The following is a 13294-nucleotide window of genomic DNA, read 5'->3' as shown; positions in this document are numbered from 1 at the left end:
CTTGATACCGACAGAAAATGGCTCTGAAACGCTTATCTGACGCGATTCAGCAGGCTATGAAAAATTTTTCATTGGCAGATTTGAAGGCGATCACAGAATGAAACAAAGGCTGAAAATCGGTGAGATTGCGGCGCTGAGCGGGGTCTCTATCAGCACGGTATCGCGGGTGCTGGCGGGAAAAGCGAATACCCGGCCCGCGACGCGGGACAAAGTGCTGGCCGTGGCGCAGCAGCAGGGCGTGCTGGATAACCTGCACAGCGGTCGCCTGCTGCTGAATAACCTGATGGTCTTTGCCCCGCCGCGCGCATTTGACGTACGCAGCGACATTTTCTACTACAAGGTGATTCAGGGGATCAGCCAGGCGGTGGAGCCACATGAGGTGCGGCTGCGCTACTGCCCGCTGGAAGAGGTGGAGAGTAATGCCGCGCTGTTTATCGATAAGATGCAGCAGACCGAAGCCGCCCTGCTGATCGGCATTGATGATGAGCATATTCATCAGCTGGCGGCGGAGATGAACAAACCCTGCGTGCTGATCAACGCCCGCGATCGCCGTATGCGCCTGCCCTCGGTCTCACCACATCATCAGCTGATTGGGGAATTCTCCGCGCGCTATCTGTTTGAGCAGGGACACCGGCAGATCCTGTCGCTGCACTGCCTGCGCCGCTACACCATGGAGCAGCGCTTACAGGGCGTACGTGACGCCTGGCACGCCATGAATCTGCGCTTTGACAGCCGCCAGCATCTGCTGACCCTGAACAGTTTCAGCAGCAATGAGGCGGCAGAACGACTGGGGGAATATCTGCGCCACTGCCCTGAAGCGCTGCGCCCGACCGCGATTCTCGCCAGCGGGGATTACATCGCCGCAGGTGCCGTCACCGCGCTGGAGCAGGCCGGATTGCGGGTGCCGCAGGATATCTCAGTAATGAGCATGGACGGGTTTAACCTGGCCGCTATCCACGACATTCCGCTGACATCGGTGCAGGTGCCACGTGATGAGCTGGGCGCCGCAGCAGTCAGAATGCTGCAGGAGATGCGGCTGAATCCCGGCACACCCACTGGCAGCCTGCTGCTGAATGGCAGGCTGGTGGTGCGCGAGTCGGTGCGCCGCATTCGCGATAATCTCAGCCATGCGCCGGTTCAGCAGCATGGCCTTTATGATTAACCCGGTGCTGATTAATCCAGCGTTTTCAGTCGCAATTCCGACGGCTGAGGCCGTCCGAACAGGAAGCCCTGGAACAGCGTACAGCCCTCATCGCGCAGCTTCGCGAACTGCTCATCGCTCTCCACGCCTTCAGCGGTAATCTGGATATCCAGACTGCGGCTCATGCCGGTAATCGCGCGGATAATCGCCAGCGCCTCGCGGCTGTCGCCCATATCGTTGATAAACGATTTGTCGATTTTGATTTTGTCGAACGGGAAGGATCGCAGATAGCTCAGCGACGAATAGCCGGTGCCGAAATCATCCAGCGCAATCTGTACGCCCAGCGCCTTGAGATTCTGCAGGGTACGGATATTCCCCAGTGAGTCATCCAGCAGCACCGATTCGGTGATCTCGACTTCCAGTCGCGCCGGATCGAGACCCGACTCTTTCAGCGCGCCTTCGACCACCGGCACCAGCGAGCTGTTTTTAAACTGCAGCGGTGAGAGGTTAACCGAGACCGACTGCTCCCCTTCCCAGCTCGCCGCTTCACGACAGGCTTCATAGAGCGCAAAAGCTCCCAGCATATGAATCAGGCCGGTCTCTTCTGCAATCGGGATGAAGTCGTTGGGCATGATCAGCCCGCGGATCGGATGATGCCAGCGCATCAGCGCCTCATAGCCAATAATGGTGCGATGATCGCCATTGGTGATGGGCTGATAGTAGAGCCGCAGGTGCCCGCCGCTGATTGCATCGCGCAGATCGTTTTCAATCAGGCGGCGGCTGCGTGCCACATCATCCATCTCCAGCGTAAAGTGCTCATAGCGGTTGCGGCCATTACGCTTGGCTTCATACAGCGCCATATCCGCACAGCGCAGCAGCTGCTCCGGCGTATTGGTGATGGTGGTGCTGAGCGCAATGCCTACGCTGAGCCCGACCGACAGATTATGCCCCTCAACGTTGACCGGCGGACGAATCGCCTCGATCAGACGCTGCGCCACAATGCTCGCCTCCTCACTGTTCGCGACCGAGGGCAGCACGATAGCGAACTCATCGCCACCGATGCGCGCCAGCGTATCCTGATCGCGCAGCGTGTTACGCAGACGTTTAGCCACGCTGCGCAGCAGCTCATCGCCAATCTGATGGCCCAGCGCATCGTTCACATTTTTGAAGTTATCCAGATCAAGGCACAGCGCGGCGGTCTGGCGCTGCGTCTGATTCGCGGTGCGCAACGCCTCACTCAGACGCTGGCGGAACAGAATGCGGTTCGGCAGGCTGGTCAGGTTGTCGTGGTGCGCCATATGGTGAATACGGGCATCGGCGGCACGCTGGTCGGTGACATCTTCCACCAGCAGCATCAGGTAGTTGCGGCGTGCATCCTGGCCATTAATCGCGGTGGCGCGGGTATGCAGAATGCGTTCGCCGCTGGCGGTCATCAGCAGCTGCTCACGCTCATGCATGCCCTCACTGCGCAGTGCAACGTCCGCCAGATTGTTAAAATAGTCACTGAGTTCAGGCGACATGCATTCGTGCGGACGCTTGTTGACGATCAGTGCTTTCGACAGGCCAAAAAGTTGCTGAGTACGGTCATTCACCAGCAGGATCTCGCGGGTGATCGCATCTTCAACAATCACGCAGGAGGGAATATTAGCAATGATATTGTCCAGGAATTTAGATAAGGCGGTTTTCTGCGTGCTCTGGGCTTCGGCCAGATCCCGGGCGCGCAGGATCTGCTGCTCCTGCTCACGGCCTTCCGTGCGGTCGCGGGTGATCTTGGCGAAACCGATCAGCTTACCGTCATCATCATGGATCGCGTCGATGACCACATGCGCCCAGAACGCGCTGCCATCTTTACGGTAGCGCCAGCCTTCATCCTCAAAGCGGCCGGTTTTCAGCGCGATACCGAGGTTGGCTTCCGGCGTGCGGTTCAGTCGCTCCTGAGCGCTGTAAAACAGCGAGAAGTGCTGACCCACTACTTCTTCCGCTTTATACCCTTTGGCGCGCTGGGCACCGGCATTCCAGTTGACCACCACGCCGTCGACATCGAGCATATAGATGGCGTAATCGGTAACGCCCTCTACCAGCAGGCGAAAACGCTGCTCCTGTTCCCGTTGCTCGCTGCGGACACGCTGCTGTTCGGTGCAGTCACGGGTGATTTTGGCGTAGCCCAGCAATTTACCCTGATCGTCACGGATCGTGTCGATCACCACATGGGCCCAGAACGCGCTGCCATCTTTGCGGTAGCGCCAGCCCTCATCTTCAAAACGGCCGGTACGATACGCCGTTTGCAGGTTCTGGCTGGGGATATGATTGAGTCGATCCTGCGCGCTGTAGAAACGGGAAAAATGCTGGCCAACAATCTCTTCCGCCACATAGCCTTTGGCCCGCTGTGCGCCGGCGTTCCAGTTCACTACGTTTCCGTCCTGATCGAGCATGTAGATGGCGTAATCGGTGACGCCCTCCACCAGCAGGCGGAAGCGCATTTCCTGTTCCCGCTCTTTGCGCTGCTGCTCCTGCTGCCGGGTGCAGTCACGGCAGACAGCAGCAAATCCTATCAGCTGAGCGGTCTCGTCGCGGATCGGATAGATGACCACGTGTGCCCAGAAGCTGCTGCCATCTTTGCGGCAGCGCCAGCCTTCGTTTTCGTAACGTCCGGTGGTGACGGCGATATCGAGTTCGCGCTGCGGCTGACCGCGACGGCGATCCTCGTCGTTGTAAAACAGGGCGGCGTGCTGTCCAATAATTTCGTCTGGCCTGTAACCAAGGACGTGCAGACCCCCGCCGTTCCAGCTGGCGACAGTTCCGTCCGGTTTAAGCATGGTGATCGCGTAGTCGATCACGCTTTGTACCAGCATGCGATACATGACATCAGAGTTATTATCCATTGTTATTTGCCTGCTGATCGGTAGCCCGGTAAAGGCTTAGGAATGTTCTTAATCGCGAGCCGAGACTAAAGCGGAAAAGGTCTGCGAAGACAAGCGTATTAAGAAGAATAACTAATCTTAACAGGGGAGTTATCGGCAGCGGCGAGCAAATGTTCAATGATGTGATGATCGGGATAAGCGCCTGAGGTCAGGCGTTAAGGCAGGTTTTACAGCGAGCCAGGTCAGAGCGCGAGACTGGCTCGCGCTTAATCATTTCGCGGCAGAAACGACGTTTACAGGTCCATCTGTTGCTGTAAATGCATCGCGGCAATCGGCTGCCAGATCTCGGTTAACGCGCCCTCTTTACCGGTGAACGGATCCTGTGTCGGCAACGGCACTTTTTTCACCTGCTCCTGCGCCATTTTCAGCTGCGCGGGTTCGTCGCGCAGCGTCTCAGGCGACATGCCGTGCGGATAGGCACCAATTACCATAAAATCTTCGCTGGCGCTGACCTGGCGATGACCGACACCTGCCGGGATCAGCACCGCATCGCCTGCGCGCAGGGTGACCATCCGGCCACTGTCGCCGCCAAACAGCACTTCCGCCCAGCCTTCCGCAACCCCGAGCAGTTCATGGGTGTTGGGATGGAAGTGGGTATAGGGGAAAATCGGATAGCGCCAGGCGGGTGGCCAGCCGTTTTCGTCGAAAGTTTTCTCAAACCACGCTGCGATCTCCTCCTCTTCCGGCACCACGCGCGGCCAGATAATCAGAGGTAACGGGTTATTAGGTACGCCGCCCGACGGGATGGCGAGCATCAGATGCTGAGGATTATCAGAGGCCCCGGCCGAAAAAGTACCCGCGGCAAAGGACATCATTAATAACAGACTGGAGGATGAGGCACGCATACAGGTTCTCCGGTTTTTTTCTAAGTGTGGCAAACCCGCAGCACAATGCAATGTGCGCCGGACGACACAATTGAGATAATCGACTGATATTGCTGACTAAAGCCAAATGTGTCGTTAACAATAGGGCCAGATAGTGCCTGTACGCCTGCGGATAGCGGTTCTTACTGCGGCAAAGTGTTGCAAAATGTCAGGCGGCCCGGCACGCAGATACGGCAGCCTGATGTCCGGACACTCTTTTGATAAACTGTTATACAAAAATCGCACAGATCTGTTTCTGATATGCTTGACTGTTATTTGTTGTAATAGCTAACAGATGACAGTGAGGTAACAAATGGACGCTATTAAACAAATCCTGATTGACGAGATCGCCACGCTTAACCGCGAAGAACGTCGCGACAATTTGCCGCGCTTTAGCCTCTCGTTTCTGAAGAACCATCCCGGCCTCTGGGCCGTTATGTATCTCTGCTACGGCCTGTGCGTGGCGCTGATCTTCACCACCGAGATGCTCGGCTGGCCCGCCTTCTGGTTTGCCACCGCATTTGTGCTGGTGATGAGCGTGCTGATGCTGCTTGATATCAACCCGAAATATCGCTTTGAAGATATCGATGCGCTCGATCTGCGTGTCTGCTACAACGGTGAGTGGTATTACGTTCAGCCGGTGCGCGAGCAGGCTATCTCACGCATTCTGTCGCTGCCTGAAACGCCGGAACGGGTGAAAAGTGGTATCCAGCGTCTGCTGACGCAAAAAGGTGAAGTGGACTTTTATGATGTCTACTACCTGACCTGGGGCCACCAGGAAGCGGCACGCGTCTAATCCGCCTGCGGTTGCGCCATTAACTGACCCAGCGTCGCTATTGCCGCCTCGGCCCGGCTATCCCACGGCCAGGCGGTATTCAGTCTGAAGCAGTGACTGAACTGCTCTCCTGCCGAAAACAACTGCCCCGGTGCAATACTGATCCCCTGCGCCAGCGCCTGCTGGTAGAGCCGGGTAGTATTGATGCTGTCCGGCAACGTCACCCAGAGAAAATAGCCGCCGCGCGCTTCGCTGACCGTCGCCTGCGGCGGCAGCACCTTCAGCAGCGCCTGACGCACCATCTGCTGTCGCTTCGCCAGTATCTGTCGCAGCCGCTTCAGATGGGTGTCGTAACGCCGCGTGGCAAGAAAGTCGGCCAGCGCCAGCTGCATCGGTGCGCTGGTCGAGAGCGTGCTCATCAGCTGCAGGCGCTGAATGCGCTGCGCATGCTGTCCCGCTGCCACCCAGCCGACGCGGAAACCCGCCACCAGCGACTTGGAAAACGAGCCACAGTGCAGCACGTTTCCCTGGCGATCCCAGGCCTTCGCGGGCAGCGGCGCAGCCTCACCCGCCCAGAGTTCGGCATAGACATCATCTTCAATCATCGGCACCTGATAACGCGCCAGCAGCGCTACCAGTTGCTGTTTGCGCTCCGGTGTTAACGTCACGCTGAGCGGATTCTGCAGCGTCGTCATCAGCCAGCAGGCTTTTACCGGCCAGCGTTGCAGCGCCTCCTCCAGCTGGACGAGATCGATGCCCTGCTTTGCATCGACCGGAATCGCCAGCGCCTTAAGCTTGAGCCGCTCAATCGCCTGCAGCGCGCCATAAAAACTCGGTTGCTCAATCACCACATAGTCGCCAGGCTCGGTCAGAGATTGCAGGCTGAGGTTCAGCGCCTCCAGTGCCCCGCTGGTGATGACAATTTCATCCGGCGACAGGGTGATGCCCTGACGCGCATAGCGCTGCGCCAGCAGCTGTCGCAGCGTAGCGTTGCCGGGTGGCAGATTGTGCAGCGCATCGGTTGGGGTCAGATGATGAGAGACGTTCGCCAGCGAGCGCATCAGCTGACGCTGCGGAAAGAGTGCCGGATCGGGGAACGCAGAGCCAAACGGCACGATGGCGGGATCGCGCGTGGCCTGCAGTACATCAAACACAAAGTCGTTGATATCGACCTGCTCGCTGATCGCCACACTCAGCGGTGCAGCCGCTAAGGCACGCGGTGCCACGTAGTAACCCGACTGTGGACGCGAGACGATCCAGCCCTGACTTTCCAGCAGTTCATAGGCATGCAGCACCGTCATCAGGCTGACACCCTGCTGCGCGACCTGCTGACGCAGCGACGGTAATCGGGTGCCCGGCAGCCAGATGCCGGCCTCTATCTGCTGCTGAATCTCATCCATCAAGCGCTGGTATTTCGCCACGGGTCGCCTCTCCTTGTTTACCGCGAGTAGTCTGACCGCGAGACTTTACCACGCACGGCGACCAATGACAGGCGGCGCGCATCGCTTATCGTCTCCGATTACGCTGATTCGGCGCTGCTCAGGCGCGTCAGATCACCGCCACCTGTGGCGTCAGGGGCTGATCGGCCTCAGTCATCGGGCTCACATTTGCCATCGCCGCTTCCGTTTCTGGCACCACAAAATTAGCCAGATCCGGCACCCGCTCAGGAGGAACCGGCTTGCCCAGCAGATAGCCCTGCAGCGTATTGCAGCCCAGGCTGGTCAGAAAGGCCTGCTGCTCAGCGGTTTCAACGCCTTCAGCCACCACTTTCAGCTGCAGCGACTGCGCCAGCGCCACAATCGCCGACACGATGGTGGCATCTTCTTTCTGATGCTGCAGCTCATTCACAAAGGCCCGGTCGATCTTAAGCTCGCTGGCCGGCAGCCGTTTCAGATAGAGCAGGCTGGAGTAGCCGGTACCAAAGTCATCAATCGAGGCTTTTACGCCGAGCTGGGTCAGCTCGGTGAGAATACGCACGCTCTCATCGGGATCGCGCATCGCAGTGGTCTCCGTCACTTCCAGCGTCAGCAGTTCGGCCGGAATCTGATGTTTTGCCAGCGCATCCACCACCGTCTCTACCAGATTCGATTGTTCAAACTGCAGCGCCGACAGGTTCACCGCCACCGACCAGTCCGGATGGCCCTGCAGATGCCACTGCCGCAGCTGACGACAGGCTTCATGGATCACCCAGTTGCCGATGCTGACAATCATGCCGGTCTTTTCCGCCATCGGCAGGAATTTATCGGGTGACAGCAGGCCACGCTTCGGATGCTGCCAGCGCAGCAACGCCTCAAAACCGAGGATCGGGCCGCGCGGCGCACAATATTTTGGCTGATAGAACAGGCGCAGTTCGTCGTTCTCCAGCGCATGCCAGAGATCGTTATTCAGCTGAAGCTGGCTCTGCGCCTGAATGTTCATTGAGGGCTGGAAGAAGGTGTAGCCGTTGCGGCCATTATTTTTGGTGTGGTACATCGCCGCATCGGCGTTGAACATCAGTTCCCGCTCATCCACGCCATCACCGGGATAGACGGCGATACCCAGACTCAGTGAGACCACCAGTTCATAGCGTGAGATATCAAACGGGCGATCCACCGCTTTAACCAGCTTATCGGCGATGGCAGCTGCATCATTGGGATCGTCTATCTCAACCAGCAGCACAAACTCATCACCACCGAGCCGCGCCAGGGTGTAGTAGCCGGTCATCTGCTGACTCATCCGCTCGGTCACACCGACCAGCAGACTGTCGCCAATGTGATGTCCGAAGGCGTCGTTAACCGCCTTAAACCCATCGAGATCCATAAACATCAGGGCAAACTGCGTCTGCTCACGGTTCGCTTTGTTGATCGCCTGCTCCAGTCGATCCTCCAGCAGGATACGGTTCGGCAGCCGGGTCAGGTTATCGTGCAGCGCCAGCTGAGCCAGCTCGCGATTCGCTTCAGCCAGCGAACTGGCGAGAATCGAGGTACGCGCCTGCATCCGCGCATCCAGCATCGAGACCAGCAGGGTAATGCCCAGAATCGAAATGGTGACCACCGTGACCAGAATCGCCAGCCAGTTGCTGTTAACGCCCTGCCCGACCGAATGACTGTGGGTGGGAAACTCTGCTGCCATCATGCCGGTATAGTGCATGCCTGCAATCGCACAGCCCATCACCACCGAAGCGCCAATGCGCAGCAGTGTGACCCGGCCGGTCTGACCCTCACGCAGGTTAAACGCCAGCCACAGCGCCGCGCCCGAAGCGGCCAGAGCAATCGCCACCGACAGCGCTACCCAGCCCCATTGCCAGACGATACCGGGCGAGAACATCAGCGCCGCCATGCCGGTGTAGTGCATCGCCGCGACACCACTGCCGAGGATCAGCGCGCCGCCCGCCAGGCGCGGCAAAGGCAGATCGCCACTGCTGCAGACCAGCCACAGTGCAAATATCGACGCGCAGACGGCAATGGCGGCGGAGAGGGCGGTAAGTCCGGCGTTGTAGCTCATGACCATCTCCATGCTCATCGACAGCATGCCGATAAAGTGCATCGCCCAGATGCCAATACCCATGGAGAAACCGCCGCCGAACAGCCAGACCAGCGCCACTTTGCCGGTAGAATGTACCACCCGTCCCGCCATATCTAAGGCGGTAAACGAAGCCAGCATCGCGACAAGAACTGAGACGATGACGATAAAAGAGTCGTATGAGGTTGCTAACATAGTGCATTCCCGCGAAAGCCGTGCTGGTGGTTGGGCAGAGGTTTTTTTAAATTTGTATGAGTTATCGGCATAGCCCGGCGGTTAATGAGCCGCGAACCCTGCATCCTTTCCACTCATTCTGAGTGATGAAATCTATCGTCAGCTTCAGCCAGAAATCGACGACACCGGCTGCCGCAGTGCGGGAAAACTGAACGCGTCAACCCGATCCGGAGGCGTTGGCTTGCCCAGCAGATATCCCTGCAATGCATCAAAGCCTAAGCTGGTGAGCAGATGCTGCTGCTCTTCCGTCTCAACGCCTTCCGCTACCATGCGCAGGTTGAGACTCTGCGCCAGCGTCAGCATGGCGCTGACCACGGTCGCATCTTCGCTGCCAGGTCGCAGGCAGTTGATAAAGCTGCGATCAATTTTAAGTTCACTGGCATCCAGATGCTTAAGATGCAACAGGTTGGCATAGCCGATACCGAAGTTATCAATGGCGACGCTGACGCCTGCCTGCTGCAACTCCCGAATCCGCTGCTGGCTGAAAACAGGGTCGCGCATGGCAATCGTTTCGGTGATCTCCAGCATCAGCGCGCTCCCTGACAGCTGGTAACGCGCCAGCGTCCCGGTCAGCGTGCTGAGGAGATCACGCTGGTGAAACTGCAATGCCGAGAGATTCACCGAGACCGTCCAGTCGCTGTGTCCCTGGCTGTGCCAGATCCTTAACTGACGGCACGCCTCCTCAATCACCCAGTTGCCCAGCGCCACAATCTGACCGGTTTTTTCGGCGCGCGGCAAAAACAGCTCAGGCGTCAGCAGACCACGCTGCGGATGCTGCCAGCGCAGCAGCGCTTCAAATCCCATTAATCGTGTGCCGCCGGAACGGAATTTGGGCTGATAGAATAGCCGCATCTGCTGGCGATCGATCGCTTCCCACAGATCGTTGGCCAGCTCCAGCTGATGCTGCGTTGCCGCGCTCATGGCGGGCTCAAACAGGCACCAGCCGTTTCGCCCACTGTGTTTGGTGTGGTACATCGCCGCGTCGGCATTAAACAACAGCTCCTGCCGGCTGCAGCCATGCAGTGGAAAGATCGCAATACCGGCACTGAGTGAAACGTGCAGTACATAGCGGTCAAGTTCAAACGGCGAACCGATTACTTTCACCAGTTTTTGCGCCAGCTGCCGGGCCGGGCTGATATCACACTCCGCCATCAGCACAAACTCATCCCCGCCCAGCCGCACCAGCAGCATGGTGTTACTGAGCTGACTGCGTAGCCGTTCCGCCACTGCCACCAGTAGCCGGTCACCGACGTGATGTCCCCAGGTGTCATTGACCGCCTTGAAGCCGTCCAGATCCATATAGATCACGGCAAAGCGATCTTCATTCAGCGTCGCCTGTTTGATGGCGAGATCAAGCTGCTGCTCCAGCATCACCCGGTTGGGCAGCGCCGTCAGGTTGTCATGCATCGCCAGCTGACGCAGCTCCTGGTTAGCGCGATTGAGCCGGGTTGCCAGCCGCGCGGCGCGCACCTGAGCGTCCAGCATCGAACTCAGCAGGGTGATCCCCAGAATACTCAGCGTAATCAGCGAGACCCATACCGCCAGTCCCGGATTACTGACGCCGTGCGGTAGCATTGTGCTGTCGTGGCTGAACGCCGCCGCCGCCATGCCCACATAGTGCATGCCTGCAATCGCGATCCCCATCACTATTGAGGCCAGCCCACGCATCAGCAGCAGATGATGGTCACCCTGCCGCAGATGAAACGCCAGCCACAGCGCCACGCCCGAGGCGACGAACGCAATCAGCACCGAGAGCGCCACCAGCAGCGTATTCCACTCAGGTTGCGGATCAATCAGCAGGGCCGACATACCAAGATAGTGCATCACCACCACGCCCGCGCCCAGGATCAGCGTGCCGCGCAGCAGCCGCTGACGGGTGAGATGCAGGCCGCCAACCGTCTGGCCGAAGGCGAATATTGACGCCAGGATCGCCACCAGCAGCGAGAGGATCGTCAGCCGCGTGTCATAGCGCATCGTCATCGGCATCATCATTGCCAGCATCCCGATAAAATGCATGGCCCAGATGCCAATCCCCATTGCCGTGCCGCCCACCAGCAGCCAGAACCGCGCGCTCCAGCCATGGGAGACCGCCACCCGTCCGGCAGTGTCCAGCGCTGTAAAAGAGGCAATAAACGCCACGAGCAGCGAAACGCAGATCAGCACGCTATCCCAGGTGACAAGCAACATGTACAACTCCTCACCACCCGCAGAAAAGCAGGTGCTGTGTAAAGTCAGAAAAGTAATTTTAAAAACACCCAATGGGTGAAAGTTAATTAACTTCAGTATTTACTGGCCCTGAAGACCGGGCAAAACAGGCCCATAAACGCAGGGCCATTTGTGACCTGCATCTTATTAACCGCCTGCTGTCTCTGGCGGTAAATCGTTATTATGTCTGATTGGTACAGGAACATATCACCGAAGCAGAAAGCATACCAGAGGCCGAAAAAACAAGGGATTTTGTTTTGCCGTCTCGCTTTTACGCCTTGCTGTAACTGGGTTATCGGCCAGAAAGACCATTTGATTAACGAAAAATAAACAGCCGCACTTCGCGTAACGCTTTAACTGATCTATAGTAAATAAAACTGATATAAATCATCATTCTTAAGTCTGAGATTTTTCTTAGGACTACGGCGCTGCCGGACTTGTTATTTTTATTTCCTTACTTTGGGTTGAATCGTTAATAAACACCGGGTGAAAAAGCACTGACTCTCGATAATCCGTAAGGAAATATTATGAAACTCAAGCTTTTTCTGTTTGCCGCTGCAGGATTAACTGTTGCTGTTCCATCATTAACCCAGGCGGCTACGACCTCAGGAACCATCAATGCCACGTTAACACTGACCACCGGTTGTCTGGTAAACGGACAGTCAGCCACGGCGGGCGTTAACTTTGGTACCCTGAACTTTGGTAGCAGCGCCGCCACCTTTGATACCCTGAACGCCACCCTGGTCGGTGCAGCCGGTAACGGTATTTTTGTGCGCTGCACCACCGGTCAGGATTACAACGTGGTGGTGACCAGCAGCAATGCTGCGCCAGCTACTATCTATGGCACTGCCTCTACCTCGCCGCGTTATCTGATTCTGGGATCGAATAATGCGCAGGGTATCGCCTATACCCTCTACAGTGACGCCTCCTTCACCACGGCTATCGCCAACAATACGCCGATCGCCTCCAGTGGTACGACGGATCCGACGCGGGGAACCAACTACGCCATTTATGGCCGGGTGGTCGGCGGCGGCTTTAACCCCCTGATCCCTGCCGGAACCTATACCGATACGATCAACGTTGCCGTGAACTATTAACTGCTCTCGCAGGTAAATAAAGGTGGTTCTCTGGCGAGCCTGCCTGACGATCGCACGCGGTCTGCCTCTGCTGATAGGGAGCGTTAACGCCTGGAGTCTGCCTACCAGCACTTTCCAGGTTACGGCGTCGATTGTGGCAGGCTGCGTGATATCCGGTACCAATACCGGCGTTTTCGGCACGCTTGATTTCGGCACGCAGTCTGGTGTGGCGACCAGCACCGTCAACGCCAGCTTCGTGCAGAGCACTTCCATTAACCTTGCCTGTACGCCAGGCACCACGCTGAGCATGAGCATCAATCAGGGCAGCAACTTCACGACGACCCGTAATCTGAAGCTGCCCAATTTCACCAATACCGTTCCCTATACGCTCTTTAGCAACGCCAGCCGCACCACGGTCATCCCGGTAAACCAGGCGGTGTCGCTGAGCTATAGCAATGCCAATAACATTACGCTGCCGATCTATGGCCAGCTACAACTGCCCGGCACTGCGCGCGCCGGCGTCTATACCGACACGCTGACCGTCACCCTGAGCTGGTGAGGCGATAGAAAACAAGGAT

General features: G+C 57.6%; 9 protein-coding genes. 4 read left to right on the top strand and 5 right to left on the bottom strand.

Going from position 1 to position 13294, the window contains the following annotated elements; translation table 11 throughout:
• Positions 1–97 precede the first annotated feature (97 nt).
• Positions 98–1162, top strand: a complete 1065-nt coding sequence (locus tag IV493_RS02375; RefSeq protein ID WP_013359023.1) for a LacI family DNA-binding transcriptional regulator — start codon at positions 98–100, stop codon at positions 1160–1162.
• A gap of 11 nt (positions 1163–1173) precedes the next feature.
• Here IV493_RS02375 and IV493_RS02370 read toward each other — a convergent pair whose 3' ends face one another.
• Positions 1174–4023 carry a bifunctional diguanylate cyclase/phosphodiesterase gene (locus IV493_RS02370; protein WP_033784043.1) on the bottom strand — a complete coding sequence of 950 codons (2850 nt, stop codon included), beginning with the start codon at positions 4021–4023 and terminating at the stop codon, positions 1174–1176.
• 272 nt (positions 4024–4295) lie between these two features.
• A complete protein-coding gene (locus IV493_RS02365; protein WP_147789796.1) occupies positions 4296–4907 on the bottom strand; it encodes a cupin domain-containing protein in 612 nt (203 codons plus the stop codon).
• Positions 4908–5238: 331 nt separating this feature from the next.
• On the opposite strand from IV493_RS02365, the gene IV493_RS02360 reads away from it, so the two are divergent.
• Positions 5239–5721 (top strand): YlaC family protein, encoded by a 483-nt coding sequence (locus IV493_RS02360; protein WP_013359026.1) that lies wholly within the window; start codon positions 5239–5241, stop codon positions 5719–5721.
• Here IV493_RS02360 and IV493_RS02355 read toward each other — a convergent pair.
• The 3 genes from IV493_RS02355 to IV493_RS02345 form a co-directional block, all read right to left on the bottom strand.
• Positions 5718–7121 (bottom strand): PLP-dependent aminotransferase family protein, encoded by a 1404-nt coding sequence (locus IV493_RS02355; RefSeq protein ID WP_147789797.1) that lies wholly within the window; start codon positions 7119–7121, stop codon positions 5718–5720. The two genes, IV493_RS02360 and IV493_RS02355, sit on opposite strands and share 4 nt — an antisense overlap.
• Positions 7122–7248: 127 nt before the next feature.
• Positions 7249–9396: a bifunctional diguanylate cyclase/phosphodiesterase gene (locus IV493_RS02350; protein WP_147789798.1), complete on the bottom strand. Its 2148-nt coding sequence runs from the start codon at positions 9394–9396 to the stop codon at positions 7249–7251.
• A gap of 144 nt (positions 9397–9540) precedes the next feature.
• Positions 9541–11622, bottom strand: coding sequence for a bifunctional diguanylate cyclase/phosphodiesterase (locus IV493_RS02345; RefSeq protein WP_195857676.1), 2082 nt, complete (start codon positions 11620–11622; stop codon positions 9541–9543).
• Between the two features lie 545 nt (positions 11623–12167).
• Here IV493_RS02345 and IV493_RS02340 point away from each other — a divergent pair.
• Together IV493_RS02340 and IV493_RS02335 are read left to right on the top strand one after the other, a co-directional pair.
• Positions 12168–12737 (top strand): spore coat protein U domain-containing protein, encoded by a 570-nt coding sequence (locus IV493_RS02340; protein ID WP_013359030.1) that lies wholly within the window; start codon positions 12168–12170, stop codon positions 12735–12737.
• 22 nt (positions 12738–12759) lie between these two features.
• Complete coding sequence (locus IV493_RS02335) at positions 12760–13275, top strand: spore coat U domain-containing protein (protein ID WP_013359031.1); 516 nt, start codon at positions 12760–12762, stop codon at positions 13273–13275.
• Positions 13276–13294 lie beyond the last annotated feature (19 nt).

This window comes from Pantoea sp. SM3640 (assembly GCF_015654165.1).
Taxonomy (GTDB): domain Bacteria; phylum Pseudomonadota; class Gammaproteobacteria; order Enterobacterales; family Enterobacteriaceae; genus Pantoea; species Pantoea vagans.
This window is presented reverse-complemented; position numbering and strand designations above follow the sequence as displayed.